Annotated in this window: 26 protein-coding genes; 10 read left to right on the top strand and 16 right to left on the bottom strand. The window is 69.6% G+C overall.

Translation table 11 applies throughout. The features are described from left to right. Positions 1–69 precede the first annotated feature (69 nt). Entirely contained in the window at positions 70–2,304 is a 2,235-nt protein-coding gene (locus tag AC07PA_RS02665; protein WP_007860196.1) for an NADP-dependent isocitrate dehydrogenase, read from the top strand. 243 nt (positions 2,305–2,547) lie between these two features. Here the strand turns inward: AC07PA_RS02665 and AC07PA_RS02660 are convergent, their stop codons facing one another. Beyond that, positions 2,548–3,921 (bottom strand): hypothetical protein, encoded by a 1,374-nt coding sequence (locus AC07PA_RS02660; protein ID WP_494603384.1) that lies wholly within the window; start codon positions 3,919–3,921, stop codon positions 2,548–2,550. Between the two features lie 327 nt (positions 3,922–4,248). On the opposite strand from AC07PA_RS02660, the gene AC07PA_RS02655 reads away from it, so the two are divergent. The 5 genes from AC07PA_RS02655 to AC07PA_RS02635 all read left to right on the top strand — a co-directional run bounded on the left by AC07PA_RS02655 (position 4,249) and on the right by AC07PA_RS02635 (position 9,610). After that, positions 4,249–4,896 (top strand): TetR/AcrR family transcriptional regulator, encoded by a 648-nt coding sequence (locus AC07PA_RS02655; protein WP_494603386.1) that lies wholly within the window; start codon positions 4,249–4,251, stop codon positions 4,894–4,896. Positions 4,897–5,215: 319 nt separating this feature from the next. Then, on the top strand, positions 5,216–6,208 hold the full coding sequence (locus tag AC07PA_RS02650; RefSeq protein WP_494603388.1) for a tripartite tricarboxylate transporter substrate binding protein: 993 nt from the start codon (positions 5,216–5,218) through the stop codon (positions 6,206–6,208). 105 nt (positions 6,209–6,313) lie between these two features. Next, positions 6,314–7,477: a Gfo/Idh/MocA family protein gene (locus AC07PA_RS02645; protein WP_494603390.1), complete on the top strand. Its 1,164-nt coding sequence runs from the start codon at positions 6,314–6,316 to the stop codon at positions 7,475–7,477. Between the two features lie 37 nt (positions 7,478–7,514). Continuing rightward, positions 7,515–8,726 (top strand): dihydrodipicolinate synthase family protein, encoded by a 1,212-nt coding sequence (locus AC07PA_RS02640; protein ID WP_494603392.1) that lies wholly within the window; start codon positions 7,515–7,517, stop codon positions 8,724–8,726. Between the two features lie 5 nt (positions 8,727–8,731). Further along, positions 8,732–9,610, top strand: coding sequence for a sugar phosphate isomerase/epimerase family protein (locus AC07PA_RS02635; RefSeq protein ID WP_494603394.1), 879 nt, complete (start codon positions 8,732–8,734; stop codon positions 9,608–9,610). Positions 9,611–9,644: 34 nt separating this feature from the next. Here AC07PA_RS02635 and AC07PA_RS02630 read toward each other — a convergent pair whose 3' ends face one another. Beyond that, the gene (locus AC07PA_RS02630) at positions 9,645–10,895 is read right to left on the bottom strand and encodes an MFS transporter (protein WP_494603396.1); all 1,251 of its coding nucleotides are present in this window, start codon (positions 10,893–10,895) and stop codon (positions 9,645–9,647) included. Positions 10,896–10,995: 100 nt separating this feature from the next. Here AC07PA_RS02630 and AC07PA_RS02625 point away from each other — a divergent pair, with 100 nt between their 5' ends. Further along, complete coding sequence (locus AC07PA_RS02625; RefSeq protein ID WP_494603398.1) at positions 10,996–11,835, top strand: AraC family transcriptional regulator; 840 nt, start codon at positions 10,996–10,998, stop codon at positions 11,833–11,835. Between the two features lie 107 nt (positions 11,836–11,942). Continuing rightward, complete coding sequence (locus AC07PA_RS02620; protein ID WP_494603400.1) at positions 11,943–12,536, top strand: DUF4124 domain-containing protein; 594 nt, start codon at positions 11,943–11,945, stop codon at positions 12,534–12,536. Between the two features lie 31 nt (positions 12,537–12,567). On the opposite strand, the gene AC07PA_RS02615 is transcribed toward AC07PA_RS02620, so the two are convergent. Further along, positions 12,568–13,005, bottom strand: a complete 438-nt coding sequence (locus AC07PA_RS02615) for a hypothetical protein (RefSeq protein ID WP_494603402.1) — start codon at positions 13,003–13,005, stop codon at positions 12,568–12,570. 15 nt (positions 13,006–13,020) lie between these two features. Next, positions 13,021–13,428: a tautomerase family protein gene (locus tag AC07PA_RS02610; RefSeq protein ID WP_007856728.1), complete on the bottom strand. Its 408-nt coding sequence runs from the start codon at positions 13,426–13,428 to the stop codon at positions 13,021–13,023. Positions 13,429–13,568: 140 nt separating this feature from the next. On the opposite strand from AC07PA_RS02610, the gene AC07PA_RS02605 reads away from it, so the two are divergent. After that, on the top strand, positions 13,569–14,489 hold the full coding sequence (locus AC07PA_RS02605; protein ID WP_494603404.1) for a LysR substrate-binding domain-containing protein: 921 nt from the start codon (positions 13,569–13,571) through the stop codon (positions 14,487–14,489). A 23-nt stretch (positions 14,490–14,512) separates the two neighbouring features. On the opposite strand, the gene AC07PA_RS02600 is transcribed toward AC07PA_RS02605, so the two are convergent. The 4 genes from AC07PA_RS02600 to AC07PA_RS02585 all read right to left on the bottom strand — a co-directional run bounded on the left by AC07PA_RS02600 (position 14,513) and on the right by AC07PA_RS02585 (position 18,073). Next, complete coding sequence (locus tag AC07PA_RS02600) at positions 14,513–15,154, bottom strand: nucleoside/nucleotide kinase family protein (protein WP_494603406.1); 642 nt, start codon at positions 15,152–15,154, stop codon at positions 14,513–14,515. A gap of 15 nt (positions 15,155–15,169) precedes the next feature. Then, complete coding sequence (locus tag AC07PA_RS02595; RefSeq protein WP_494603408.1) at positions 15,170–15,964, bottom strand: ATP-binding cassette domain-containing protein; 795 nt, start codon at positions 15,962–15,964, stop codon at positions 15,170–15,172. Beyond that, entirely contained in the window at positions 15,964–16,914 is a 951-nt protein-coding gene (locus tag AC07PA_RS02590) for an ABC transporter permease (RefSeq protein ID WP_494603410.1), read from the bottom strand. The genes AC07PA_RS02595 and AC07PA_RS02590 overlap by 1 nt, the downstream gene beginning before the upstream one ends. 151 nt (positions 16,915–17,065) lie before the next feature. Then, a complete protein-coding gene (locus tag AC07PA_RS02585; RefSeq protein ID WP_494603412.1) occupies positions 17,066–18,073 on the bottom strand; it encodes a sugar ABC transporter substrate-binding protein in 1,008 nt (335 codons plus the stop codon). A 293-nt stretch (positions 18,074–18,366) separates the two neighbouring features. On the opposite strand from AC07PA_RS02585, the gene AC07PA_RS02580 reads away from it, so the two are divergent. Then, entirely contained in the window at positions 18,367–19,374 is a 1,008-nt protein-coding gene (locus tag AC07PA_RS02580; protein ID WP_494603414.1) for a LacI family DNA-binding transcriptional regulator, read from the top strand. A gap of 53 nt (positions 19,375–19,427) precedes the next feature. Here the strand turns inward: AC07PA_RS02580 and AC07PA_RS02575 are convergent, their stop codons facing one another. The 8 genes from AC07PA_RS02575 to AC07PA_RS02540 all read right to left on the bottom strand — a co-directional run bounded on the left by AC07PA_RS02575 (position 19,428) and on the right by AC07PA_RS02540 (position 26,702). Further along, the gene (locus AC07PA_RS02575) at positions 19,428–19,901 is read right to left on the bottom strand and encodes a transcriptional repressor (RefSeq protein WP_186457736.1); all 474 of its coding nucleotides are present in this window, start codon (positions 19,899–19,901) and stop codon (positions 19,428–19,430) included. Further along, a complete protein-coding gene (locus AC07PA_RS02570; protein ID WP_494603416.1) occupies positions 19,898–21,298 on the bottom strand; it encodes an efflux transporter outer membrane subunit in 1,401 nt (466 codons plus the stop codon). The genes AC07PA_RS02575 and AC07PA_RS02570 overlap by 4 nt, the downstream gene beginning before the upstream one ends. A 26-nt stretch (positions 21,299–21,324) precedes the next feature. Then, the gene (locus AC07PA_RS02565; RefSeq protein ID WP_494603418.1) at positions 21,325–23,316 is read right to left on the bottom strand and encodes a MacB family efflux pump subunit; all 1,992 of its coding nucleotides are present in this window, start codon (positions 23,314–23,316) and stop codon (positions 21,325–21,327) included. Beyond that, positions 23,313–24,569, bottom strand: a complete 1,257-nt coding sequence (locus AC07PA_RS02560; RefSeq protein ID WP_494603420.1) for an efflux RND transporter periplasmic adaptor subunit — start codon at positions 24,567–24,569, stop codon at positions 23,313–23,315. The genes AC07PA_RS02565 and AC07PA_RS02560 overlap by 4 nt, the downstream gene beginning before the upstream one ends. Then, a complete protein-coding gene (locus AC07PA_RS02555; protein WP_494603422.1) occupies positions 24,569–25,228 on the bottom strand; it encodes a hypothetical protein in 660 nt (219 codons plus the stop codon). Before AC07PA_RS02555 ends, AC07PA_RS02560 begins: the two co-directional genes overlap by 1 nt. 152 nt (positions 25,229–25,380) lie before the next feature. Continuing rightward, complete coding sequence (locus AC07PA_RS02550; protein WP_007856712.1) at positions 25,381–25,737, bottom strand: DUF3325 domain-containing protein; 357 nt, start codon at positions 25,735–25,737, stop codon at positions 25,381–25,383. Beyond that, positions 25,734–26,045, bottom strand: a complete 312-nt coding sequence (locus AC07PA_RS02545) for a DUF3649 domain-containing protein (protein ID WP_007856711.1) — start codon at positions 26,043–26,045, stop codon at positions 25,734–25,736. The genes AC07PA_RS02550 and AC07PA_RS02545 overlap by 4 nt, the downstream gene beginning before the upstream one ends. Before the next feature lie 6 nt (positions 26,046–26,051). Beyond that, a complete protein-coding gene (locus AC07PA_RS02540) occupies positions 26,052–26,702 on the bottom strand; it encodes a hypothetical protein (RefSeq protein ID WP_007856709.1) in 651 nt (216 codons plus the stop codon). Between the last annotated feature and the right edge of the window lie 12 nt (positions 26,703–26,714).

Genomic DNA, 26,714 nt, shown 5'->3' with positions numbered 1-26,714 from the left:
AGCATTCGCGTTTGGCCCCTGCCATACCCCGGCAAAGGGCATTTACACACTCGTTTCGTGAGACAAGCCATGACGACCCAGCAACCGACCATCATCTACACCCTGACCGACGAGGCACCTCGCCTGGCCACGGCTTCCTTCCTGCCCATCATCCGTGCCTTTGCCGCACCGGCCGGCATCAACGTGGCGGAGTCCGACATCTCCGTGGCCGCCCGCGTGCTGGGCGAGTTCCCCGAGTTCCTGAAGGAAGAGCAACGCGCTCCGAACACCCTGGCCGAGCTGGGCAAGAAGACGCTGCAGCCCGACGCCAACATCATCAAGCTGCCCAACATCAGTGCCTCGGTGTCGCAGCTCAAGGCGGCCATCGCCGAGCTGCAGGGCAAGGGCTACGCACTGCCCGACTACCCGGACCAGCCCAAGGACGACAAGGAAAAAGAGATCAAGGCGCGCTACGGCAAGTGCATCGGCTCTGCTGTGAACCCCGTGCTGCGCGAAGGCAACTCCGACCGCCGCGCGCCCGCCGCCGTGAAGAACTACGCGCGCAAGAACCCCCATTCGATGGGTGAATGGAGCCAGGCATCGCGCAGCCACGTCTCGCACATGCACCACGGCGACTTCTACCATGGCGAAAAGTCCATGACGCTGGACCGCGCCCGTGAAGTGAAGATGGAGCTGATCACCAAGAGCGGCAAGACCATTGTCTTGAAGCCCAAGGTCGCGCTGCTCGACCGCGAGGTGATCGACAGCATGTTCATGAGCAAGAAGGCGCTGCTGGAGTTCTACGAGAAGGAAATCGAAGACGCGCGCAAGACCGGCGTGATGTTCTCGCTGCACGTGAAGGCCACGATGATGAAGGTGTCCCACCCCATCGTGTTCGGCCACTGCGTGCGCATCTTCTACAAGGACGCGTTCGCCAAGCACGCCAAGACGTTCGACGAGCTGGGCGTGAACGTGAACAACGGCATGGTCGACCTGTACGCCAAGATCGAGACGCTGCCCCAAAGCCAGCGCGACGAGATCAAGCGCGACCTGCACGCCTGCCACGAGAACCGCCCCGAGCTGGCCATGGTCGACTCGGCCAAGGGCATTACCAACTTCCACTCGCCCAACGACATCATCGTGGACGCGTCCATGCCCGCGATGATCCGCAACAGCGGCAAGATGTGGGACGCCAACGGCCGCCTGAAGGACGTGAAGGCCGTGATGCCCGAGTCGACCTTCGCCCGCATCTACCAGGAGATCATCAACTTCTGCAAATGGCACGGCGCGTTCGACCCCAAGACCATGGGCACGGTGCCCAACGTGGGCCTGATGGCCCAGCAGGCCGAAGAATACGGCTCGCACGACAAGACGTTCGAGATCGCCGAAGACGGCGTGGCCAACATCACCGACCTGGTGACCGGCGAAGTGCTGCTGTCGCAGGACGTGGAAGCAGGCGACATCTGGCGCATGTGCCAGGTCAAGGACGCCGCGATCCGCGACTGGGTGAAGCTGGCCGTCAACCGCGCCCGCAACTCCGGCATGCCCGTGGTGTTCTGGCTCGACTCGTACCGCCCGCACGAGGCGCAGCTGATCACCAAGGTCAAGATGTACCTGCACGAGCACAACACCACCGGCCTGGACATCCAGATCATGAGCCAGGTGCGTGCCATGCGCTACACCCTGGAGCGCGTGATCCGCGGCCTGGACACCATCAGCGCCACCGGCAACATCCTGCGCGACTACCTGACCGACCTGTTCCCCATCATGGAACTGGGCACCTCGGCCAAGATGCTGTCCATCGTGCCGCTGATGGCTGGTGGCGGCATGTATGAAACGGGTGCCGGCGGCTCGGCCCCCAAGCACGTGCAGCAGCTGGTGGAAGAGAACCACCTGCGCTGGGATTCGCTGGGCGAGTTCCTGGCGCTGGCCGTGTCGTTCGAGGACCTGGGCATCAAGACCGGCAACGCCAAGGCCAAGATCCTGGCCAAGACGCTGGACGCCGCCACGGGCAAGCTCCTGGACAACAACAAGAACCCCTCGCCCAAGACCGGCCAGCTGGACAACCGCGGCAGCCAGTTCTACCTGGCCCTGTACTGGGCCCAGGAACTGGCCGCGCAGACGGACGACAAGGAACTGGCCACGCGCTTCGCCTCGCTGGCCCAGGAACTGACGGCCAAGGAAGAGACCATCGTGGCCGAACTGGCTGCCGTGCAGGGCCAGCCCGCCGACATCGGCGGCTACTACCAGCCCGACGTGGCCAAGCTCGACAAGGTGATGCGCCCGAGCGAAACGCTGAACAAGGCGCTCGCTGCTGCGGCCTGATGAAGTGAAGCACCCCGTGAGTCGCTTCGCGCCTTCCCCCTCTCTCATATTGCTTCGCAATCTGGGAGGGGGACGCCCCCAGTGCGGCGGGGCGGCCCTTGCACGGGGGCGCTGGCTTGGGCCGCGCCAGTTCGGTCCGTCGTGGGTGGCGAGCAGCACCGTGGACAACTGATACCTGTTCAATTGTCCTAAAGCAAAGGCCCCGCAATGCGGGGCCTTTTTCATTGCGGCGTTAAAAAGGTCTTACGGTCTGTCGCGGTCCACCACGCGGCTGTTCAGGGGCTTGGGCACATAGGCCGGCAGGAAGGCACAGCCTTTGCCGAACCTCGCTTCGTTGGCCGGGCACTGCTGGGCAATGCCCTCGGGCGTGGGCTTCACGCCCTCGTCCACCCAGCGCAGCAGCGCCGTCATCAGCGTGGGGTAGGTCGGGTCGCTCAGGTAGCTGTGGGTGTTGTGCTGGGTGAAGGTCTGCACCAGGCGCGCGCCGCTGCCTGCGCGCTCCACCGTGCCCTTGAAGAAGGCATCGAGCTCGACGAAGGCGGTCGGGTCGTCCACCCCCTTGGTGGTGAGCACCGGCACGTCGATGCGGCCCGTGGGGTCGGTGTCCTGGGCGAAGCGTGCCAGGGCCTGTGGATCGGCCTGGTAGCGCAGCACGGCGGCATTGAGCGCTGCATCGTCGGGCGAGCCGGTGTAGCGCGCGCCGGTGTTGCCGAAGGGGCTGGCATCGCCCGTGCGCAGGTGCACCACGTCGCGGTAGTGGAAGGTGCCCCAGTTCAGGTGGCTCTGGATGGAGCTGGCCGGGATGCGGATCACGTCGACAATCGTCTTGACCTTGCGCTGCTGCTCGGGCGTGCGCTGGGCGGCGGGCTTGTCCAGGCCCAGGCAGTCGTTGACCCTGGCCGTGAGCTCGGCACCGGTCAGCTTGGCACCGGCCGGCAGGCCGATGTTCAGCGGGTACTGCGCCTCGCCGGGCAGCGGGTGGTTGTGGCACAGGTGCTGGTAGACCACGCGCAGGTCGGTGCGGAAGTCGTACGAGCGGCTGCCGCCGGCCAGCAGGCCGCTGGTGAGCAGCACGGCATCGTAGGGCCGGGGGCTGACCGCGCCGTGGCCGAACATGTCGGCGCCCATGGCGGCCACGCCGGCCCCCCAGGACTGGCCGTGCAGGATGGTGCGGCGCGGCTGGGTCACCTGGGCCACGAAGATGCGGCGCAGGCGCTCGGTGTCCTCGGCCGCGGCGCGCACGGCCACCCCGCCCTGGCGGAAGGTGCTGCCGGCCCAGGCATAGCCGGCACGGACCATGATGGACCAGCGCTCCAGGTCCTCCACCGCGCGCTCGGCCTTGGGTGCGCCCAGCGTGGGGCCGCCGTGCGAATGCATCACCAGCACCTGGTTCCAGGCGTTGGGCATGGCGATGAGGTAGTAGGCCCCGGCCGAGTCCTGGCCCGACAGGCAGCGCGCAATGGCCTCGATGTCCTTGGGGCAGGCCGTGGCGACGGGCGCTGCCTCCTTGCTGGCCGGCACGGCAGTGCCCACGCCGGCGGCCGGCGGTGTCTTCATCGGCGCGCAGGCCGCCAGCAAGCCGGCCGCCAGGCCCAGCAGGGACAGGCGCAGCGCCATGGGCGCGCGAAGGCTACAAAGGGTGCGAAGGGGGTACATGGGCGGTTCGTCTCCGGCGTGTGTTGTGCGGCTCTCGGGGGAGGCAGGGGCGGGCAAGGGGGCCATCGCGCATCGTAGAAAGCCCCTTGGCCCCCGTCAAATAGCCCGCACAGGGCAGCTCCATACGCTGCGCATATGGAACTGCGCCAGCCAGGGCTTGGCCGCGCGCTCGCTATAGTCCCCCGTTCCCGCGGGAAGCCTTCGCCGCACCGTGCACCGCCGCCACAAAACCTGCCCCTGGTCGCTGCAGGACTGGATTTTGTTAACCATTTAGTGAATTATTCAGGCATGAGCAAAGACACCGAGACCACTTCGAAGGAGCGCCAGCGGGACGCCGACCGTTCCCAGGGCGAGATCCTGGTAGCGGCGCGCGGCGAATTCGCCGAGCACGGCCTGGGCGGTGCCCGCATGGACCGCATCGCCGAGCGCGCCGGCCTGAACAAGCGGCTGATCTACTACTACTTCGAGGACAAGGAAAAGCTCTTCCAGGCCGTGCTCGAGCAGGCCTACCGGCACATCCGAGAGGAGGAGCGCAAGCTCAACCTGGTGGAGCTGGAGCCCGCCACCGCGATCCGCCGGCTGGTGGAGTTCACCTGGGTGTATTACCTGGAGAACCCGCAGTTCCTGACCCTGCTCAACAGCGCCAACCTGCACAGGGCGCGCCACCTGCAGGAGTCGCAGCGCGCGCGCGAGATGAACTCGCCGCTGATCGCCATGCTGGGCGAGGTGCTGGAGCGCGGCCGGCGCGAGGGCAGCTTTCGCGGCGGGGTGGACCCGCTGCAGCTGTATGTCTCGATCGCAGGGCTGTCGTACTTCTACCTGTCGAACAACCACACCCTGTCGGCCATCTTCGGGCGCGACCTGATGACCCCCAAGGCCCGCAACGAGCGGCTGACCCACATGTGCGATGTGATCCTGGGCTATGTGCTGAAGTAAGACACCCCCAGAGGCGCTTCGCGCCTTCACCCCTCTCTCGACTCGCTGCGCGAGCCGGGGGGAGAGGCCCCCAGTGCACGCAAGCGAAGCGCCGCCTGCGCGGCTTGGCGGCCCTTGCACGGGGGCGCTGGTCTGGACCGCGCCAGTTGCACCAGCCTGCGGCGATGCAGAAGCGCTCGCTGCCCACCCTTCCGGGTAAACCCCTAATTCCGGCCTGCGGAACCGCGTTGACGCAGGCGCAGCAATGCCTAAAAATCTGCTCTATTCACCAATCAGTGAATTAAAGAGCAAGTCCAAGCCTGCCAACGGAGACAAATCCATGCCTTTCATCCGCACCACCCGCCGCGCTGCGGCCACCGCCCTGGCGGCGGCCGCGCTCACGTCGCTGTCGTTCAGCGCCCTCGCGCAGGGCGGCTACCCCACCAAGCCCATCCGCGTGATCGTGCCCTTCGCCGCGGGCAGCACCACCGACATCATTGCGCGCGCCATCGCCGACAAGATGGGCCAGAGCATGGGCCAGTCGCTGGTGGTGGACAACCGCGGCGGCGCCAGCGGCACCATCGGCCAGCAGGCGGTGGCCACGGCCGCGCCCGACGGCTACACGGTGATGATCCATTCCTCCTCGCACACGGTGAGCCCGCTGACCTTCGCCAAGCTGCCTTTCGACACCACGGGCGACTTCGCGGGCGTGACGCCGATCTCCTCGCTGCCCAATGCGCTGGTGATCTCGCCCGCCAAGGGCATCAAGACGCTGCAGGACCTGGTGGCTTCGGCCAAGGCCAAGCCCGGCACGGTGAACTTCGCCTCGGCCGGCCAGGGCAGCGCCACGCACCTGAACGCCGAGAAGTTCAAGCTGGCCGCCAAGATCGATGCGACCAACATCCCCTTCAAGGGCTCGGCCGAGGCCGTGACCGAGGTGCTGTCGGGCCGCGTGGACTACTACTTCTCGCCCATCGCGCCCGTCATCGGCCAGATCAAGGACGGCCAGTTGCTGGCGCTGGCCGTGGGCTCGCCCAAGCGCGCCGCCGCCCTGCCCGACGTGCCCACCACGGCCGAGGCCGGCGTGCCGGGCTCGGAGTTCAACTTCTGGATCGGGATGATGGTGCCGGCCAAGACGCCGCGCGACATCGTCAACCGCCTGCACGACGAGGTGGTCAAGGCCCTGGCCACGCCCGAGGTGAAGGAGCGCTTCCTCAAGCTCGGCGCCGATGCCTGGACGCTCAAGCCCGAGCAGTTCGACGCCTACATCAAGGACGAGATCAAGAACAACGCCGCACTCGTCAAGGCGGCCGGTCTCCAGCCCACCCAGTAATTCCCTGCGCGCCGCAACGCACCACCCGCCCCTGCCATGGGGTGGCCAGGCCGCGCCTTTGCCCCATTCTTTTTTGCAACTTTAGAACTGAAACGGACCGACACCATGGCCACCCAACGACTCGGACTCATCATGCACGGCGTCACCGGCCGCATGGGCATGAACCAGCATCTGATCCGCTCCATCTGCGCCATCCGCGCGCAGGGCGGCGTGGTGCTTTCCAACGGCAACCGCGTGATGCCCGACCCCATCCTGATCGGCCGCAACGCCGAGAAGATGGAGGCGCTGGCCAAGGCGCATGGCATCGCGCGCTGGGGCACGGACCTCGACGCCGCGCTCGCCAACCCCGAGGACACCGTGTTCTTCGACGCCGGCACCACACAGATGCGCCCCACCCTGCTCGCCAAGGCGATCCGCGCGGGCAAGCATGTGTACTGCGAAAAGCCCATCGCCACCAACCTCAACGAGGCGGTGGAGATCGCGCGCCTGGCCTCGGGCTCGGGCCTCAAGCACGGTGCGGTGCAGGACAAACTGTTCCTGCCCGGCCTGCGCAAGCTCGACATGCTGCGCCGCGCGGGCTTCTTCGGCCGCATGCTCAGCGTGCGCCTGGAGTTCGGCTACTGGGTCTTCGAGGGCGACCTGCAGCCCATCCAGCGCCCGAGCTGGAACTACCGCAGCGAAGACGGCGGCGGCATGATTCTGGACATGATGTGCCACTGGCGCTACGTGCTAGACAACCTGTTCGGCGAGGTCAAATCGGTCTCGTGCATCGGCGCCACCCACATCCCCCAGCGCTGGGACGAGGCCGGCCAACCGTACAAGGCCACGGCCGACGATGCCGCCTATGCCACCTGCGAACTCACCGGCCACAACGGCGAGCCGGTCATCGCGCAGCTCAACATGAGCTGGGCCACGCGCGTGCGCCGCGACGACCTGGTCACCTTCCACGTGGACGGCACCGACGGCTCGGCCGTGGCCGGCCTGTCGAGCTGCCGTGCGCAAAGCCGCGTGGCCACGCCGCGCCCGGTGTGGAACCCCGATGAGAAGCAAAGCATGAACTTCTTCGACCAGTGGCAGGAGATCCCCGACTCGCAGGTCTACGACAACGGCTTCAAGATCCAGTGGGAGCACTTCATCCGCCACGTGGTGGAAGACGCCCCCTACCAATGGACCCTGCCCGAGGGCGCCAAGGGCGTGCAGCTGGTGGAAGCCGCCCTGGAAAGCTGGAAGGAACGCCGCTGGGTGGACGTAACTCCGCTGCAAGCCTGACCGCCTGATCCATTTCACTCCATTCTCCGAGTCCACCATGGCCCTTCGCCTCCCACTGCCCACGGCCGATGGCCGCATCTCCCCCTACACCCTGCAAGGCCGCACGCCGGTCGTGCCGCAGCAGGGTGCGGTGTTCAACCGCATCGCCTACTCGGCCGCCCACGTGGTGGCCGACCCGCTGGCGGCCATCGACCCGTGGCTGCAATGCGCGGTGGACTGGGATGCGACCATCGCCTACCGCCAGCGCCTGTGGTCGCTGGGCCTGGGTGTGGCCGAAGCCATGGACACCGCGCAGCGCGGCATGGGGCTGGACTGGCCGACCTCGCTGGAGCTGATCCGCCGCTCGCTCGACGCGGCGCGCGACTTCGGCCCGGGCGCGCTCGTGGCCTCGGGCTGCGGCACGGACCACCTGGTGCTGGACGAGGTGAAGTCGGTCGACGACGTCATCCGTGGCTATGAAGAGCAGATGGAGGCCATCGAGAAGCTCGGCGGCAAGCTCATCGTGATGGCCAGCCGCGCACTGGCCCGGGTGGCCAAGAGCCCCGCCGACTACGAGCGCGTGTACGACCGCATCCTGTCGCAAGCGCGCCAGCCCGTGGTGCTGCACTGGCTGGGCGACATGTTCGACCCGGCGCTGGCGGGCTACTGGGGTTCGCGCGACGTGGAGGCGGCCATGGACACGGCCCTGGCCGTGATCGCCGCGCACCCGGACAAGGTCGACGGCATCAAGATCTCGCTGCTCGACAAGGACAAGGAGGTCGCCATGCGCCGGCGCCTGCCCGCCACGGGCGGCACCGAGGGCCAGGGCGTGCGCATGTACACGGGCGACGACTTCAATTACGCCGAGCTTATCGCGGGCGACGGCGCCGGCGTCACGCCGCGCCAGGGCCAGAGCGATGCGCTGCTGGGCATCTTCGACGCCATTGCACCGGCCGCGAGTGCCGCACTGGCGGCCCTGGCCACGGGCGATACGGCGCGCTTCCACGCCATCCTGGGGCCCACGGTGCCGCTGTCGCGCCACATCTTTTCAACGCCCACGCGCTTTTACAAGACGGGCGTGGTCTTCATGGCCTGGCTCAACGGGCACCAAAGCCACTTCACCATGGTGGGCGGGCAGCAGAGCACGCGCTCGCTGGTGCACTTCGCCGAGCTCTTGCGCCTGGCCGACCAGGCCGACCTGCTGGAGCAGCCCGAACTGGCCGTGCAGCGCATGGGCCACCTGCTGGCACTGCACGGCGTGAGCGCCTGACCGCCATGCGTGATTTCTCGCAAGACCACCGCTGGCTGTCGATCAACACCGCCACCGTGCGCAAGCAGCAGGGGGCCGAGGTGCCCTTGGCGCGCATCATCGACCAGTGCGCCGAGCGCGGCATCCGCGCCATCAGCCCCTGGCGCGACCAGGTGGCCGCAGCCGGCCTGGACGCCACCGCGCGCCAGCTGCGCGCCCACGGCATCGCGCTGTCGGGCTACTGCCGCGGCGGCTTTTTCCCGGCGGCCGATGCGGCCGGGCTGCGCGCCGCGCTCGACGACAACCACCGCGCCATCGACGAGGCCAAGACGCTCGACGCCACCTGCCTGGTGCTGGTGGTGGGCGCCCTGCCCGGCGCGCTGGAGGGCACGCCGCACTACACCGACCTTGCCCGCGCGCGCGGCGAAGTCTTCGACGGCATCGCCGCGTCGCTGGAGTACGCGCGCCAGGTGGGCATGCCGCTGGCCATCGAGCCGCTGCACCCCATGCAGGCGGCCGACCGCGCCTGCATCAACACGCTGGAGCAGGCGCTGGACATCTGCGACGCGCTCGATGCGCGCAAGACCGGTGCGCTCGGCGTGGCGCTGGATGTGTACCACGTGTGGTGGGACCCCAAGCTGGAACAACAGATCGCCCGTGCCGGCAAGGAGCGCCTGCTGGCCTACCATGTGTGCGACTGGCGCCTGCCCACGCGCGACCTGCTCAGCGACCGCGGCATGATGGGCGACGGCGTGATCGAACTGAAGAAGATCCGCCAGTGGGTGGAAGCCGCGGGCTTTGGCGGCTATGCCGAGGTGGAGATCTTCTCGGCGCTGGACTGGTGGCAGCGCACCGGCGAGGAGACGCTCGATACCTGCATCGCACGGCATTGCGCCGTGGTCTGATGTGCCGGGCGCTGCCCGGCACGTTCTGCGTCAATCAGGCGGGGACTGGCGCCACCGTGCGCCGCACGCGGCGCACATTGAAGGCACTGGCGATGAGCACGCCCTGCACCACGGCCAGGCCCAGCAGCACGGCCGTGAAGCGGCCCTGGTCGAGCAGTACGCCGAACAGCAGCGGCGACAGCGCCTGGCCGATGTCCAGGCCCGAGTACACGATGCCGTAGACGCGGCCCGTGGAGCCCTCGGGCGTGGAGCGCTTGACCAGCAGGTCGCGCGAGGGGCCGGCGATGCCGGCGCAGAACCCCATCACGCCGAACATCACGGGCACCAGGGCGCCGGGCGGGTGCGCCAGGGCCAGGGCCACCGCCACGCACGCCGCCAGGCCGAAGCCCACGCCCACGATGCGCTCGCAGCGGCTCGGGTCGGCCGCAAGAAAGCCACCCAGCACCATGCCGCCTGCGCTGGCCACCATGTAGACCGTGAGGCACATGGCCGCCAGCGCCACGGGCACCGCATGCAGCTGGCGTGCCGCCTCTGGGGCGAAGGCCTGCACCACGTTGAGCGACACGGCATAAAAGAAGAAGAACGCGAAACACATCCACACGGCGGGGATGCGCAAGAAGGCGAAGTTGCCCTGCTGCCCGGCCGCGCCGCCCTTGGCGGCGGCCACCGCGGGTACCGGTGGCAGGTCCAGCACGCGGCGGTTGAACAGCAGCAGCAAAAGCACGGCGAAGGCCAGCACGCCGGCGCAGACCAGGGCCACGCGCCACGAGAAGGCGATCGCCAGCGGCACCAGCATGGCGGGCGCCAGCGCCCAGCCCAGGCTGCCGGTGATGCCGTGCACGCTGTAGGCATGGCCCAGGCGCGGCGCGCTCACTCGCCGGTTGAGCAGGGTGTAGTCCACGGGGTGGAACACGCCGTTGCCGATGCCCGCAAGCACCGAGAACGCCGCCAGCATGCCGTAGCTGGTGCTGGCCGCAAAGCCGAACGCCGCCAGGCCCAGCAGCGCCAGGCCGCCGAACAGGATGGGGCGCGGCCCGAAGCGGTCAACCACGAAGCCCGAGCCCGCCTGCACGGCGCACGAGACCACGAAGAAGATGGTCATGAGGAAGCCCAACTCGGTGTACCCGACCTGGAAGGCATCCTTGAGCCACGGGAACAGCGGCGCCAGCAGCAGCTGGCTGTAGTGGCTGATGAGGTGGGCGATGCCCACGAGGCCGATCACCCCGGCGTCGGCGCGCAGGGGCACGGCAGCGGCGGGGCTGGCGGCGGGGTTTGCAGAGGTCATGGCGGCATCGTAGTATTGCGCCTGGATTTCTGGAATGCGACGGAAAGACAGCTTTCAGCGAATTTGCGCCAACAGCGTACCCACACGGCACCCCCATCCCATGGCACGCACCAGCCAGGTCGCCCCGCTCGGGGACATGGACCCCTTTGCCCCCAACCCCGCACACCCGGTGCGGGTGCGCGCGCGCAACATGCCGGCCGACACGCACTTCGAGCCGCACCGCCATGCCTGGGGGCAGCTGGCCTACTGCGCCAGCGGCGTGATCCAGGTCAGCGTGGTGGCCCCGGTCGCGCCCACGGCCTACATCGTGCCGCCCTCGCGCGCGGTGTGGATCGCGCCCGGCGCGCTGCATGCCATCGCCGTGCTGGAGGCGGCGGCCTTTCGCACGCTCTACATCGACCCCAGCGTGGTGCCCGCAGACGGCGCCGTCTGCCGCGTGATGGCCGTGACGCCACTGCTGCGCGAGCTGGTGTCCGCGCTGGACCCCGTCGGCGGCACGCCACCCGGCCCCGCGCGCGAAGCGGCCCTGACCGCGCTGGTGCTCGACGAGATCGGCCAGGCCGAACGCCTGGCCCTGGGCGTGCCGCTGCCCGGTACGGACAGCGACAAGCGCCTGCGCGCCCTGTGCCAGGCCGTGCTGGACGCGCCCGGCCGCCATGCCACGCTGCAGGACTGGGCCACCGACAGCGGCGCCAGCGAACGCACCCTGGCCCGGCTGTTCCACGCACAGTTCGGCATGGGCTTTGCGCAATGGCGCAGGCAGGCGGTGCTGGCCCATGCCCTGCCCCGCCTGGCACGCGGTGAATCGGTAGGCCAGGTGGCCACCGCCAGCGGCTACGCGAGCGAAAGCGCGTTCTCGGCCATGTTCAAGGCGGCCATGGGGCAGCCGCCGAGCTGGTTCAGCGGCAGGAACGATGCCCATGGGCCGCCTTCCGCGTGACCGCCAGTGCGCTTTCGGCAACCGCCTGGACGACAAGGGGTTTCCTGCCCGCCCGATGCGGCGATACTGGGAAGCCGCAACACAAGGTTTCAGGGGAGAGGGAAAGCATGATTCGACAGTGGTTCCTTGGCACGGCCGCCTGCCTGGCCCTGGCTGCCCCGGCGTGGGCCATCAACAAGTGCACGGGTGCGGACGGCAAGGTGTCCTTCCAGGACGCGCCTTGCGCGGGCAGCGGCAAGGGCGAGAAGGTCGAGGTGCGGCTGTCGAGCAGCGGCATCGGTACCGCGGCGCCTGCCGCGGCCGCGCCGGCTGCCGCCACACCGGCCTCGGGTGCATCGGCCGCGGCGCCCGCAGCGGGTGCCGCATCCACCCCTGCCGCACCGGCTGCCGCCACGCCACCAGCCGCCCGCAAGGAAGGCGCCTTTGGCGAGACCTGGCGCCGCAAGACCGACCTGGAGCAGCGCCTGGTCCGCGAAGCGCGCGGCGCGCTGCAGGCCCACCAGCAGCGCTGCGCGGCCGATCAGCGCGACCGGGCCGCCCGCCGCACCCAGGCCCGCACCGGCACCGCCGTGGCGACGTCCGAGCAGGCCATCGCGTCCGAAATGCAGGCCGCAGCCGCGGCCTGCGAACTGCGTTCGCGCGAGCTGCAGGCCAACGTGGACGCCCTGGAGAAAGAGCTCCGGGAGCTGAGCAAGAAGTAAGTTCGGCGCACTGGCCAGCGCCACGGCCTGTCTATCGCTGGGCAGCCTGTCCCCCGGGCCAGAAGGCCGCCCGGATGTCCGGCGCACAGTACGGCACGGCGATCACCGCGCCCCACAGGGCACTCCCCAGCGCCAAGAATCCATTCGCCAGGCCCGACAGCACCGTGGGCCCACCGAACACCAGCAGGACACACATCGCCAGGCCCGACCACAGCGCGAAGCCGGGCGCCCAGGGGCGAAACCGCAGCAGGCCATAGATGCTGGCCAGCGTGGCGACCACGGCCGTCACCATCCCCGACACCAGCGCCAGCGTGATGGCCGGCTCCTGGTCTTCCTCCAGGTAGCTCTGGAAAGCATCTCTCAGGCCCCGCGGCACCAGTTCAGGCAGCAGGAACCGCTCGGCAACCTCGGCCAGTACGGGAAGCACCACGGAAGCGACGACCAGCCAGCGGTAGTTTGTCTTGTTCAAAAAATCCCTTTGTGTTCACCCCGGCGCGCCCACCTGCTGCACCAGCGCCATGGCAAAGCGCCCGTGGCCCACGGACCAGTCCGAATAGTCGTTCTCGTGCATGAAGATGAACACGTCGGCCGGGGCCACGTGCGCCATGGCCTGCAGCTTGTGCGCGATCGCAGCATACAGCGCGCGCTTCATCGCATCGCTGCGCCCGCGGCGCAGGGTGATCTCGACGACGACCACGGCGTCCGACCGCGCCACGCCGTTGAAGCTGCGGCTGAAGGCGAACTGCCCTGGCGCATAGCCGGTGACCATGTTGAACAGCTCGTCCTCGGGCATGCCAATGCCCTCGACCAAGGCCTGGTGGATGGCCTGCACGACGGCTTCGCGCGTTGCGGCAGGGGTGGCTTCGGGCACATGGGTGTGGATGAAGGGCATGCTGGTATGTTCCTGACAATCAAAGATGAACCCGGCGCGCGATGGCGTCCCGCGCCGGAAGAGCCCCAATTTTTGCGGCCGATGCCTTCGCGGAAAAGCGATTTAAGCTCCGGACCTATGTGCATTTGGATCACATAGCCATGAAACACCGCCTGCCCCCGCTCGCTGCCCTGCGCGCCTTCGAAGCCGCTGCCCGCCTGGGCCGCATGACGGCTGCGGCCGACGAGCTCTCGGTATCGCCCGGCGCCATCAGCCGCCAGGTGCGCCAGCTCGAAGACCACCTGGGCCTGCCGCTGTTCGACGGCAGCAAGGCACGCCCCACCCTGACGGCGGCGGCGCGCACGCTGCAGCCGGTGCTGACCACGGCCTTCCAGCAGATCGAGGACACGGTGCGCGCTTTGGGCGATGCCCACCACGGCCCCCTGGACGTGGCCTGCTTCAGCACCTTCACGGTCAAGTGGCTGATCCCGCGGCTGTTCGACTTCCATGCGCAGCACCCGGGCATCGAGGTGCGCCTGCGCACCACCGACACGGGCACCGACGCCGCGCGCGAAGGCTGCGACCTGCTGATCACCGCCGAGGACGCCGCCACGCCCCGCGATGGCGCCACCACCCTGCCCCTGTTCGCCGAGCGCCTGGGGCCGGTGCTGGCCCCCGCGCTGGCCGCACGCAGCGCCAGCATGCTGCGCACGCCTGCCGACCTGGCCGGCCAGCCCCTGCTGCACACGCGCACGCGGCGCAACGCCTGGGCCATGTGGGCCGCATCGGCGGGCATGGCGCTGCCCGCCGCGGCCACCGCCACGGGCCCGGTCTACGAGCACTACTACTTCACGCTGGAGGCCGCGGTGCGCGGCCTGGGCATCGCCGTGGCCCCCTGGCACCTGGTGATGGACGACGTGCAGGCCGGCCGGCTGCTGGCGCCGCTGGGCTTCGCCGCGTCGGGCTACGACTACCTGGCGCTGCGGCGCACGGGGGCAGCGCACCCGCGCCTCGATGTGTTCTGCGCCTGGCTGGTGGCACAGGCGCGCGCGATGGCCCCGCCCCTCACCATGCAGGCCTGAGGGCGACGCTGGGGGCCCAGGCCTCAGTCATCCCAGCGGAACAGCATGTGGGCGCGTGGCCTGGTGGCCTCGATCAGGCGCGCGTTGGGCTCATCGGTGCGGCTCACCCACGCCAGCGCATCCTCGCGGCTGCGGCCGTACTCTTCGTGGCGCCGGGTCAGGCGGCGGGTGCGCAGGCCGTCGTCTACATCGACGTACCAGACTTCGTCCAGCAGCCCGGCAACGCCTGCCCAATGGCCGCTGTCGAGCAGCAGGTAGTTGCCTTCGGTGATGACGAGCCGGGTCTGGGGCTCCACGGCGATGGCGCCTGCGACCGGCTCTTCGATCTCGCGCCGGAACTCCGGGGCATAGACGGTTTCGCCGGGCCGTTGCGCCCGCAGGCGCCGCAGCATGGCGGCATAGCCTGCGCTGTCGAAGGTGTCGGGAGCGCCCTTGCGATCCGCGCGGCCCAGCCGCTCAAGTTCCACATGGGCCAGGTGGTAGCCATCCATGGGAACCACCTGCGAGACATCGGCGAAAGCCTGCTGCAAGGTCAGGGCCAGCAGGGACTTGCCGGCGCCTGGGGGCCCGACCAGCCCGAGCAGCTTGCGTTGGCCGTCCTGGAGGAGCTGATGCACACGCGCCAGGTGGCAAGGCGGGACAGAAGGAAGGGGGGACGTCGTCATGCGTTCATGGACTCTTCAAGCCCGCCATTCGGCCGGGATCTTTTCCGCAGGCAAGGCACCGGTCATGACCGAGACCGTGTCGCTCATGGTCACCGCCTTCGGGTCGAGCACGGCACCGCGCCTGCCCAGGCGCGCGACGTGGATGCGGTCGGCGATCTCGAAAACATGGGGCATGTTGTGCGAGATCAGCACCACGGCCAGGCCCCTGTCGCGCACGCGGCGGATCAGCTCCAGCACCATGTTGCCTTCCTTGACGCCCAGCGCCGCCGTCGGCTCGTCGAGGATCACCACATGCTCGGCAAATGCCGCTGCGCGCGCCACGGCCACGCATTGCCGCTGCCCGCCAGACAGGGTTTCGACCGCCTGCGTCATCGAGCGGATGCCGACCTTCAGGTCGTTCATGCGCGCAATGCTTTCTTCGAGCATCCGCTTCTTGTCGAGCATGCGCAGCACATTGCCCAGGAAGCCCGCGCGGCGAAGTTCGCGGCCCAGGAACAGGTTCTCGGCAATCGTCATCGCGGGAGCAACGGCCAGGTCCTGGTACACGGTTTCGATGCCTTCGCGGCGCGCATCGACCGGGCCCTTGAACTGCACCGGCTTGCCGTCGAGCTCGATCACGCCGGCATCGGGGATGGTCGCGCCCGACAGGCACTTGATCAAAGAGGATTTGCCAGCACCGTTGTCGCCGATCAGGGCGAGGATTTCGCCGGCGCGCAGCTCGAAGTCGGCGCCATCGAGTGCCGTGACCTGGCCGTAGCGCTTGACCAGGCCCGTGGCCCGCATGACAACGACGGGGGATTGCGCAGCCATCAGCGGCCTCCTTTGCGCGACAGTTGATCGACCGTGACCGCCAGGATCACGAGGATGCCGGTGATCAGCATCTGGTACACCGACGACACGCCCATCAGCGTCAGGCCGTTGCGCAGCACCCCCACCACCACCGCCCCGATCAGCGAACCAAGCACCACGCCGCGGCCGCCGAACAGGCTGGTGCCGCCCAGCACGACGGCGGTGATCGCATCCAGCGCCTCGGTCTGCCCGGCGTTCGGATCGCCCACGCCGGTGCGGGCCACGGCCAACAGCGAAGCGATGCCATAGAACACCCCGGACAGGGCATACACGCCCAGGATGATGCGCTCGGGCGGAATGCCGACCAGCCGCGTCGCCTCCGGGTTGTTGCCCACCGCGTAGACATGCCGGCCCGAGGCCGTCTCGCGCAGCCAGAACCATACGCCCAGGTACAGCAGCACCATCAACACCGTGCCGTACGCAATGTTGGTGCCGCCGATGGCGAAGGTACTGCCCAGCCAGGTCATGGCCCCAGGCACCTCGGTGACCGTCTGCGCCCCCGAATACAGCTGCGTGATCGCAAAGGCGATGTTGAAGACGCCCAGTGTGACGATGAACGGCGGCAGCTTCAGGCGCGTGACCAGCAAGCCGTTGAGCAGGGCGAACAGGGTCGTCACGGCGATGCCGGCCAGCACGGCCAGAAACGGTGGTAGCCCGAAATCGGCGGCCACCTTGGTCATCACGATGCTGCCCAGCGCCATGATCATGCCGCACGACAGGTCGATGCCGGCGGTCAGGATGATCAGGGTCTGGCCTATGGCAATGACGCCGACGACCATGACCTGCTGCAGGATCAGCGAAAAGTTGTCGGCACTGAGGAAGCGGTCGGTGGTGGCGCCGAAGATGCTGCAGGCAATCAGCAACGCGATGAAGGGCCCGAGCTGGCCGAGGGGGGGCAGTTTGTCTTTCAACGGGATGGTCCTCCGGAGAGAGGGCTGAAGGCAGACACACGGCAGCCCTCAACCCGAACGCGGCAGCAGCGACCACCGGCGCGGCCGTGCCACAGCATGCCAGGCACTGCCGCGGGACCCGGCCCCACGCAGCCGCCTGGTGCGCGGATGGTTACTTCTTGCCCCAGCACAGGTCGGTGCCGGTCTTCACGTCCTTGCTGTCGACGCCTGCGATGGCCTTGCCAGCAATCAGGGTCACGCCGGTGTCGGTGTAGCCGCTGACCTTCTTGCCGCTCTTGGCGTACTCGATGCCGGCCTCCACCCCCATGGCCGCCATTTTCAGCGGGTACTGCTGCGAGGTGGCGGCGATCTTGCCGGCCGCCACATCCCTGATGCCGTCGCAGCCACCATCCACGGAGACGATCATCACGCCCTTTTCCTTGCCGGCCTTCTGCAGCGCATTGAACGCGCCGGCGGCTGCCGGCTCGTTGATGGTGTAGACCAGGTTGATGTCGGGGTTCTTCTGCAGGCAGTTCTCCATCGCTGTCTGGGCCTTGCTGCGGTCACCAAAGCTGTCGGCCATGCACACCACCTCTGCAGGCCTGGCCAACTCGTTGTTCTTCGCGTCGTAGCTGGCCAGGCCGAAGCCCTGCAGGAAGCCGTTGTGCCGCTGCGCACCCACCGGATGGCCAGGCAAGAGATCGAGCGTTGCGATCTTCACCGGCTTGCCCTGCGCACTGGCGGCCAGGGCGGCCTTGGCGTACTGGCCAATCAACACGCCGGCCTTGTAGTTGTCGGTGGCGAAGAGTGCGTCGGTGCCATCGGCAGGATCGGTCGGGCTGTCCAGCGCGATCACCATCACCCCCTTGTCGCGCGCCTTCTTGATCGCGGGAAGGATGGCCTTGGAGTCGTTGGGCGTGATCAATATGGTCTTGGCACCCGCGCCGATCATGTTCTCCATCGCGGTGATCTGGCCGGCATTGTCGCCATCGGCCTTGCCGGCGCCGCTCAGCAGCTTGGCCCCCTTGGCCTTGGCGACCTCGGCGGCACCCTCCTTCATCTTCACGAAGAAGGGGTTGGTCTCGGTCTTGGTGATCAGCCCGATGACCGGCGTATCGGCCATCGCCGTACCGCAGGCGGCCAGCAGGGTTGCGATCAGGGTGGCGTGCTTCAAGTTCATCGGATGTCTCCAGGGTGTGTTCGGGTCCAGACGCAGCGATGTGCAAGCCCTTGCCTGGACACATGCCGTGTGCGATTATCGTAACGCGCAAGCGCTTGCGCAAGCGCTTGCTAATTAGGGAAATCCATAGCATCGGGGGGCCTCCGGTGACCAGGACACCGGGCACTTCCGTGCATAAATTCCCGGGATGGGTGCGATACGATGAAGAATCCCCATGCCTGTCCACCACCCGTGCGTCCCACGGCACGGGGTGGCAATACGGGCCATGGAAGTTGGAGCTCAACGGAGAAATGATGATTACGATGGAAACTGTCGCGGCGGCTGCAGGGGTATCGACTTCAACGGTCTCGCACGTCATCAACAAGACGCGCAAGGTCCACCCCGATACCGAGCGGGCCGTGCTGGACGCCATCGACCGGGTCGGCTACTCGCCCAATCACCTGGCGCGTGCCCTGGCAGGTGCGCCGACCAGGACGGTCGGTGTCGCCATTTCGGTGCTGTCGAACCACTACTTCGCCGCCGTGGTGCGTGCCATCGAAGCAGAGTGCGCAAAGCGGGGCCTGATGATGCTGCTGGCCGACACCCACGAGAATGCGGACTACGAGTTGAAGGTGGTGCAGGCCTTGCATGAGAGGCGTGTCGACGGCATCGTGATTGCGCCCTCCGCCGAGCCGCAGCACCGTGCGCTGGACTACCTGCGCGACAAGGGTGTGCCCACGGTCCTGGTGGACCGGTTTGTGGGGACCACGTTCGACCAGATCGGCGTGGAGAGCCGCGATGCAGCCCAGACCCTGGTGGAGCACCTCATCGGATTGGGCCACCGGCGCATTGCATTGGTGTCGGGGGCAGAGGGGCTGTCCACGACGACGGAACGGCTCGAAGGTTACTGCCGCGCCCTGGCGGCGGCAGGTATCGACTTTGACCCGGCCCTGGTCCAGAGCGGCGAGTCGCGGTCCGAGCCGGCCTGCGCAGCGGTCCACCACCTGCTGTCACTGGACGAACGCCCCACTGCCCTGATGACCGGCAACAACCTGATGACGATTGGCGCCATGCAGGCCTTGCGCTCAGCGGGGCTGCGCGTTCCCGACGACATCTCGCTGGTTGGCTTTGACGATTTCGACTGGGCCGACGTCTTTTCTCCGCGCCTGACGGTCATGGCGCAGCCGGTGGAGGAGCTCGGCACCCGGGCTGTCCGCCTGTTGGCCCGGCGCATTGCGGACCCCGGCGCGCGCCGCCAGACCGTGCGGCTCGCGCCCACGCTGCGACTGCGCGATTCCGCAGGGGTGCCCGGATCCAGGTGAGTCCGGCGAAGCTCCGCTGGAACTTGGCAGGTCCTGGCCCGGCGGGTTGGCATTCAGCTGACCAGCCTTCCGACCGATGCACCCGCGCGGCAGGTCTGCGGCGCCAGGCAATCGACCTGGAACACCAGTTCACCCATCGCGGGCTGCATGCCCTGCTCGGCGGCGCGGCGCTCCACCTCGCTGCGCAGCTGGGCGCCCGGCAGGGCCACCGAGCGCGCACAGCCCCGGCAGGCCATGCGCACCTCCACCGGCTGCTGCGCCACCGGGCCCAGGCGGTAGGTGGTGCGCAGGCTGTGGTCACTGCGGCCCTGCAGCAGCACGCCCAGGAACTCCAGTTGGTGGATGGCGCGGTACACCGTGCTCACGCTCACGCGCGTGCCGCGCAGCAGCATCTGGCGGAACACGTCGTCGGCGGCCACGCCGCAGGCCCCGGCGGCCTGGATGACCTGCAGGATGCCGATGCGCGCCGTGGTCGGCCGCAGGCCCGCATCGCGCAGGCGCTGCAGCAGGGTCGGGCAGTCGCTCACGGGCGTCCCATGCCCACGCCCGTGGGCTGCCAGCCCCCGCCCAGCGCCTTGTACAGCGCCACGCTGGCCATGAGCCGCGCCTGGCGCAGCAGGGCCGCGTTGTCCTGCGCGGCATACAGCGTGCGCTGCGCGTCGAGCAGGGTGAGCAGGGTGTCGGCCCCCGCACGGTAGCGCACCTGCGCCAGCGCGTGGGCCTGCTGTGCCTGCTCCAGCACCTGGGCCTGCGCGGTGGTCTGCGCATCGGTGCCGGCCACGGCCTGCAGGGCCACCTCGGCATCGCCCACGGCGGCGACGATGGCCGCCCGATACTGGGCCAGCAGCTCGTCGCGCCGCGCCTCCTGGATGTCGGCACCCGCGGCCAGCCGCCCGCCGTCGAAGATCGGGGCGGTGAGCCCCGCTGCCAGGCTGTACAGCGGGTGGTCGAAGGTGCGGCCCAGGCGGTCGGCGCCCACGCCCAGGCCGGCGCCCAGCGTGATGCGCGGCAGCAGCGCGGCGCGGGCGGCCCGCAGGTCGGCATGGGCAGCGGCCAGCTGCGCCTCGGCGCGCGCCACGTCGGGGCGGCGCACCAGCAGCTCGGCCGGCAGGCCGGCGCCGATGGGCGGGGGTTGCAGCCCGGCCAGCGTGTCGGCCTGCACCGGCGGCGGCGTGGCCTGCCCCAACAGCACGGCCAGGGCCGTGTGCTGGCCCTGCACCTGCTGGCGCAGCGCCTCGATGGCCTGGCGCTGGGTGGCCACCAGGCCGCGCTGCTGGGCCCGCTCCAGCGGCGTGGCAGCGCCCGCGCGGGCGCGCGCATCGACGAGCGCCAGCACGCGCTCCGCACCCTGCAGGTTCAGGCCGGCAATCGCCAGGCGCTCGCGCCCGCCCACCAGGCGCAGCCAGGCATCGGCCACGGCGGCCGTGAGCGTGAGGCCCACGGTGCCCTGGTCGAAAGCGCTGGCCTGCAGGAGCGCCAGCGCGGCATCGTGGCCCGCGCGCTGGCGGCCCCAGAAGTCGATCTCGTAGCTGGCGGCAAAGCCGGCCGCATAGCGGTTGGCCGCCGTGCCATCGGTGCTGCTGCCGCCCGAGAAGCGGGCCTGGCGGCCCGCGTCCACGCTGGCGCTCACGGCAGGCAGCAGTGCGGCGCCGGCCTGGCGGGCTGCCGCCTCGGCCTGGCGCAGGCGCGCGGCGGCGGCAGCGGCGTCCAGGCTCTGGGCCTGGGCGGCCTGCACCAGCCCATCGAGCTCTGCGCTGCCCAGGCTGCGCCACCAGTCGGGCGAGATGGTGCCTGCGGCGCCGCCGGCAGCGCCAGGGGTGCCCCACTGCGCGGGCAGTGCGGGGGCGGTTGCCGCCTGCGGGGGCGGGGTCGTGGCGCAGGCACACAGCAGCGCGGCGGCCAGCAGGGTCAGGGAAAGGCGCATGGCGTGTGGGAGAGAAGGGGTCGATGTCATTCCGAAGCCAGGGCCACCACGGGGTCGAGCCCCGATGCGCGGCGCGCCGGCATGTAGCCGAAGACCAGGCCCGTGGCCACCGAGCAGGCGAAGGCGCCGCCCATGGCCGTGAGCGAGAAGATGACCGGCACGCCCGAGGCGATGAGCACCGCCCCCACGGCCAGGCCGATGGACAGGCCCGCCAGCCCGCCCACCAGCGTGACCAGCACCGCCTCGGTCAGGAACTGGCGCAGGATGTCGCGCTGGCGTGCGCCGGTGGCGATGCGGATGCCGATCTCGCGCGTGCGCTCGCGCACCGTCATCAGCATCACGTTCATCACGCCGATGCCGCCCACCACCAGCGACACGGCCGCGATCAGGCCGAGCATCATGGTCATGGCGTTGCGCGTCTGCGCCTCGGCCTGCAGCTTGGCGGCGGCATTGCCGATGCGGAAGTCCTCGCGCCCATGGCGTGCCAGCAGCAGGGCGTGCATGGCCTTCTCGGCCGCGGTCACCTGCTCCACCGACGCGGCCGAGATCACCGTGTAGTCGGGCTGGGTCTGCACGCGGTACACGCGCGCCCGGCCCGCCTGGTAGGGGATGAAGACCATGTCGTCGTAGTTCTGCGCACCCGAGTCGGCGCCGCGCTCGGCCATCACGCCGATCACCTCGAACGGTGCGTTGCCGATCAGCAGGACACGGCCCAGCGGGTTCGGCGTGTCCGGGAAGAACTGCTGGTGCGCCTTGTGGCCCAGCACCACCAGCGCGGCCAGGTCGCGGTCCTCGGCCTCGGTGTAGTAGCGGCCCTGGGCCACCTTCCAGTGGTGCACGGCGGGCATGTCCTCGCTGGCGGCGAAGACATAGACCTGGCGCTCCACGTTGCCCTGGCGCACGGGCGTCGGGTCGCCGATCACCGGCATCACGTAGCCGATCTCGGGCAGCGCGGCAATCGCCTCCAGGTCGCCTTCGGTGATCTCGCCCGGTGGCCCGCCGCTGCCCACGTAGGCGCCGCCCAGGTACATGATGGTCGTGCCCATGGACCCCATCTGGTCGACCACGCGCTGCTTGGCGCCCTCGCCGACACCCATCATCACGATGACCGAGGCCACGCCGATGACGATGCCCAGCAGGGTGAGCCCGGTGCGCGCCCGGTTCATGCGCATGCCGCGCCAGGCGCTGCGCGCGGCTTCGGCCAGCTCGGCCCACAGGGCGCGCCGCGCGCCACTCCCCTCCCCTGCGGCATGCACCGATGGCACGGCCGCCAACTGCGCCTGCCGCTCCTGCCGCTCCAGCCCAGTGGCCTCCTGGCGCCCGCTGTCGGCCACGATCTGGCCGTCGCGGATCTCGATCACGCGGCGCGCCTGGGCGGCCACCTCGCGGTCATGGGTGATGAGCACGATGGTGTGGCCCGCGTCGGCCAGTTCGTGCAGCAGCGCCATGACCTCGGTGCCGCTGGTGGTGTCGAGCGCACCGGTGGGCTCGTCGGCGAGGATGATGCGCCCGCCGTTCATCAGCGCGCGCGCGATCGACACGCGCTGCTGCTGCCCGCCCGAGAGCTGGCTGGGCCGGTTCTCCAGCTTGTCGGCCAGGCCCAGGCGCGTGAGCAGCGCGGACGCACGCGCGGCCCGGTCCTGGCGCGACAGGCCGGCGTAGATGGCCGGCACCTCGACGTTCTCGCGCGCCGATTCGGCGGCGATCAGGTGGTAGCCCTGGAACACGAAGCCGAAGGCCTCGCGCCGCAGCCAGGCGAGCTGGTCGGCGCCGAAGCCGGCCACGTCCTCGCCGTTGAAGCGGTAGCGCCCGCTCGTGGGCCGGTCCAGGCAGCCGAGCAGGTTCATGAGGGTGGACTTGCCCGAGCCCGAGGCCCCGACGATGGCCACGAACTCGCCCGCGTGGATGGACAGCGACACGCCGCGCAGCACCTCCACCTCGGGCTGGTCGCCGCCGCCGTAGCGCCGGCGCACGTCGGTGAGTTCGATCAACGGTGGGTGGGAGGCACCCACACTCACAGCTTGAACCTCCTGGTGCCGGCCTGCGCCGCCCGCTCACCGGTGATCAGTTGCTCGCCCACCGCCAGGCCGCTGCGCACCTCGACGCGGTGGCGGCTCTTCACGGCCACCTCCACGGTGCGCGACTGCACGCTGCCATCGGCCAGCAGCACCCGCGCCTGGTGCTGGCGTAGCCCCGGCGCGGCCTCGGCGGCGTCCCTGGCCGCCGCACCGGGCGCGTCCTTCAGGGCCGAGATCGGCACGGTGATCACGCCACGGGCCTGGGCGGTGACGAAGCTGGCCTGCGCCGTCATCTGCGGCATGAGCTCGCCGTCGGCGTTGTCCACGTCGAACAGCACGGTGTACGACACCGCCTTGCTCGCCGCGGCCTGCGCGCTGGCACCGCCGCCGGCGGCCTTGCCCTCGGGCGTGGGCGGTGCCGGCAGCACCTGGCGCACACTGCTCTGCCAGCGCCGCGCGGCCGTGTCGGCCTGGTTGCCCAGCGTGGTGAAGTACACCGGCATGCCGACCCGCACGCGGCGGATGTCGGCCTCGGACACATCGGTCCAGACCGTCATGGTCGAGAGGTCGGCGATGCGCAGGATGTTCGGGGTCTGGTAGGTGGCGTTCAGGGTCTGGCCCTCGCGTGCCTCCAATGCCACCACGGTGCCGGCCATGGGCGCGTAGATGCGCGTGTAGCCCAGGCGCGCCTCGTCGGCCTTGAGGCTGGCCTGCGTCTGGTCGATCTGGGCCTTGAGGTGCTCGATGCGCGCGGCGGTGGAGGCCAGTGCGGCCTCGGCCGTCTGCAGGTCTTCCAGGCGCGTGGCGCCCTCGCGCTCCATCTGCTGCTGGCGCGCCAGCTGCTGCTGCGCCAGGCGGTGCTGGGCCTGCTGCTCGGCCTGCTGCGCGCGCAGGCCGGCCAGTGCGGCCCGGCCGCCGTCCACCGTGGCCTGCTGCACGCTGGGGTCGATCTCCACGAGCAGCTGGCCCTTCTTGACCTCGGCGCCGGGTTGCACATGCAGGCGGTTGATCTGGCCCGAGACCTGGGCCCCCACGTCCACATAACGGCGCGGCTGCAGCGTGCCGATGGCGCTCACCGTGGCCTCGATGTCGCCGAGCGCGACGGGCGCGGTGTCGTACACCACCGGGGTGGGGCGGCTCCACCAGGCCGCAGCCAGCGCACCGGCCACGGCCACCAGGGCGACAGACCCGAGCCAGCGGCCCCAGCGCGCGGAAGAAGGCGAAGAAGACGAAGAAGGAGGAATCGGCGCCATCAGCGTGCCACCTCGAAACTCAGCGTGGCCGTGTGGCGCACGTCCTCGTAGCGCTTGCCGTCCAGCGTGGCGGCGCCATTCACGCGCGCCGTCACCTCCAGCACGTACAGGCCCGGGAACGGGGTCTCCAGGCTCACCGTGCCGTCCTTGGCCGGTGCCAACGTGCGGCGCCAGCCCGCGCTGGTGTCCACGTTGACCTGCGAGGCCGCCACGGTCTGGCCTTTCCACACCAGCTTGAAGGTGTTGCCGCCGGGGGTGGTGGGCACCAGCTCCAGGTCGTTGGCGGCGCGGGTCTCGGCACGGCCATGGCGCGCCTGGTAGAAGGTCAGCGCGCCCTTGTCGCCCACCACGCTGGTGGTCAGGCGCAGGTCCTGGCCCTCGGGGGCGGTGACGTCGATGTGGCCGGCCTGCGGCGCCAGCGGCAGGTCCTTGCCGTCGGCCAGGGTGGCACGCGGTGCCTTCAGGGCCGGCAGCGCGGCACTGCGGCGCTCCACCTCGCCGGTGTAGGCGCGGGCCTCTGCGCCTTCGCGCTGCAGCCACAGGTAGTCCGCATGGGCCGCGGGTGCCATGCAGGCGGCGGCCGTGGTGGCCAGCACGGCCAGGGCGGTGCCGCGCAGGCGGTTGTATCGGGAAGGAACGGGGAACGAAGAAGACAGCATGGCGTGTAGTGGATGAAACAGGAAGACAGCGGGCCGTTTTCGGAGGGCTCTTGCTGTCTATGACCAGCGAGATCGAGAAAAGGGCAATGCCAGGCCCGCTTTTTTCGGTCCGGCGTGAAATAGCCAGGGCCCGCATGGCCCTGGAGGGCGGTTCAGCCCCCGGCGAGCGTGGCGATCCCGCCGGCCAGGCCCAGCACCAGGGCCACCCCGGCACTGGCCGCAGCCTGGCGCGGCCGGTAGGCCATGAGCCAGGCCACCAGCACACCGCCCGCCGTGAGAAAGCCCCACCAGGCGGTGAAGCCCACCGTGGCGCCCCAGGCGCCGGTACAGGCCAGCAGCGCCAGTGCCAGCAGCGCGCTGCCCGCGGCACGCAGCAGCCGCCGGCGCCGGGGCGGCACCGTGCCCTGGCCGCAGACCTGTTCGTAGTGGCGGTCCATCGCCAGGCTGAGCCCGGCCATGCCCGCATAGCTGAGGGCCAGCGCCACGGCCGGGGCGCCGAGGGCCGTCATGCGCCCGCCCCCTGCAGTGCCAGCAGCGCCGCGCCGAACACGGCCGAGGCGATGGCCAGGCCCGCCCAGGCCGAGAGGGCGCTGCGCGCGCTGAACACCCAGACCACCGCCAGCGCATACACCGCGAAGCTGAGCATGGTGGCCGTGAGCAGCGCGCTGGCAGGCGACGCCCCGGCGATCAGCGGCAGGGCCAGCGACAGCACGGCCGTGACCAGCGAGGCCAGTGCATAGCCACCGAGGGCGCCCGCGATGGCACGGCTGGCCACCATGAAGCGGTAGCGCGCAGGAGAGCCGGGGTGTACTGCCATGCCGGCTCACTGCGCGACGAAGGTCAGCGTGGTGGTGTAGCCGAGCTTGGCGACCTTCTGGCCGGCGATCACCACCTCGCCCACCGCCGGCGCCTCGTGCGTGCTGACCAGCACGTAGCGGCCCTTGCCGCTCACGGGCACGTCGATGCGGCCGGCGGCGTCGGTCTTGAAGCCCTTGCTCCACTTGTCGGGCGTGATCACGGTGACCGCCTTGTTCGCCAGGGGCTGGCCCTTGAACAGCAGCGTGAAGCTGTTGCCACCGGCGGCCACGGGCACCAGCTCGTGGTCGAGCACGGCCTTGGTGTCGGTGCGGCCGGCACGCGCGTTGAACACCGCGGCCTGGTAGCTGCCGTCCTTGGCCTTCCAGGGTTTCCAGACCTGGTCGTTGAACAGGCGCACGTCGCCCGCCGCGGCCACGTCGGCCTCCAGGAATTCTTCCTTGGCGGTGAGCTTGGCGGTCTGCTTGCGGTCGCTGGTGAAGACCTGGGTGGTGGCGGCCAGCTTGGCCACTTCCTCGCCCTTGTCGTGGGCGCTGTCGGCGTCGCCCACGTAGACGCGCACCGGGCCGGTGGCATCGCGCTCCAGCCAGAGCTGGTGGGCGCTGGCGGACAGTGCGAGGGTGGACAGGGCCACGGTGAGCAGCGTTTTCTTGAACATGAAGACTCCTTG

This window comes from Acidovorax sp. GW821-FHT09B03 (assembly GCF_059418305.1).
This window is presented reverse-complemented; position numbering and strand designations above follow the sequence as displayed.

What these genes read in the sequence shown, in the direction of transcription:
- AC07PA_RS02665 (WP_007860196.1), top strand. Translation starts at nt 70, where the DNA reads ATGACGACCCAGCAACCGACCATCATCTACACCCTGACCGACGAGGCA.
- AC07PA_RS02660 (WP_494603384.1), bottom strand. Translation starts at nt 3,921, where the DNA reads ATGGCGCTGCGCCTGTCCCTGCTGGGCCTGGCGGCCGGCTTGCTGGCG.
- AC07PA_RS02655 (WP_494603386.1), top strand. Translation starts at nt 4,249, where the DNA reads ATGAGCAAAGACACCGAGACCACTTCGAAGGAGCGCCAGCGGGACGCC.
- AC07PA_RS02650 (WP_494603388.1), top strand. Translation starts at nt 5,216, where the DNA reads ATGCCTTTCATCCGCACCACCCGCCGCGCTGCGGCCACCGCCCTGGCG.
- AC07PA_RS02645 (WP_494603390.1), top strand. Translation starts at nt 6,314, where the DNA reads ATGGCCACCCAACGACTCGGACTCATCATGCACGGCGTCACCGGCCGC.
- AC07PA_RS02640 (WP_494603392.1), top strand. Translation starts at nt 7,515, where the DNA reads ATGGCCCTTCGCCTCCCACTGCCCACGGCCGATGGCCGCATCTCCCCC.
- AC07PA_RS02635 (WP_494603394.1), top strand. Translation starts at nt 8,732, where the DNA reads ATGCGTGATTTCTCGCAAGACCACCGCTGGCTGTCGATCAACACCGCC.
- AC07PA_RS02630 (WP_494603396.1), bottom strand. Translation starts at nt 10,895, where the DNA reads ATGACCTCTGCAAACCCCGCCGCCAGCCCCGCCGCTGCCGTGCCCCTG.
- AC07PA_RS02625 (WP_494603398.1), top strand. Translation starts at nt 10,996, where the DNA reads ATGGCACGCACCAGCCAGGTCGCCCCGCTCGGGGACATGGACCCCTTT.
- AC07PA_RS02620 (WP_494603400.1), top strand. Translation starts at nt 11,943, where the DNA reads ATGATTCGACAGTGGTTCCTTGGCACGGCCGCCTGCCTGGCCCTGGCT.
- AC07PA_RS02610 (WP_007856728.1), bottom strand. Translation starts at nt 13,428, where the DNA reads ATGCCCTTCATCCACACCCATGTGCCCGAAGCCACCCCTGCCGCAACG.
- AC07PA_RS02605 (WP_494603404.1), top strand. Translation starts at nt 13,569, where the DNA reads ATGAAACACCGCCTGCCCCCGCTCGCTGCCCTGCGCGCCTTCGAAGCC.
- AC07PA_RS02600 (WP_494603406.1), bottom strand. Translation starts at nt 15,154, where the DNA reads ATGACGACGTCCCCCCTTCCTTCTGTCCCGCCTTGCCACCTGGCGCGT.
- AC07PA_RS02595 (WP_494603408.1), bottom strand. Translation starts at nt 15,964, where the DNA reads ATGGCTGCGCAATCCCCCGTCGTTGTCATGCGGGCCACGGGCCTGGTC.
- AC07PA_RS02585 (WP_494603412.1), bottom strand. Translation starts at nt 18,073, where the DNA reads ATGAACTTGAAGCACGCCACCCTGATCGCAACCCTGCTGGCCGCCTGC.
- AC07PA_RS02580 (WP_494603414.1), top strand. Translation starts at nt 18,367, where the DNA reads ATGATTACGATGGAAACTGTCGCGGCGGCTGCAGGGGTATCGACTTCA.
- AC07PA_RS02570 (WP_494603416.1), bottom strand. Translation starts at nt 21,298, where the DNA reads ATGCGCCTTTCCCTGACCCTGCTGGCCGCCGCGCTGCTGTGTGCCTGC.
- AC07PA_RS02560 (WP_494603420.1), bottom strand. Translation starts at nt 24,569, where the DNA reads ATGGCGCCGATTCCTCCTTCTTCGTCTTCTTCGCCTTCTTCCGCGCGC.
- AC07PA_RS02555 (WP_494603422.1), bottom strand. Translation starts at nt 25,228, where the DNA reads ATGCTGTCTTCTTCGTTCCCCGTTCCTTCCCGATACAACCGCCTGCGC.
- AC07PA_RS02550 (WP_007856712.1), bottom strand. Translation starts at nt 25,737, where the DNA reads ATGACGGCCCTCGGCGCCCCGGCCGTGGCGCTGGCCCTCAGCTATGCG.
- AC07PA_RS02545 (WP_007856711.1), bottom strand. Translation starts at nt 26,045, where the DNA reads ATGGCAGTACACCCCGGCTCTCCTGCGCGCTACCGCTTCATGGTGGCC.
- AC07PA_RS02540 (WP_007856709.1), bottom strand. Translation starts at nt 26,702, where the DNA reads ATGTTCAAGAAAACGCTGCTCACCGTGGCCCTGTCCACCCTCGCACTG.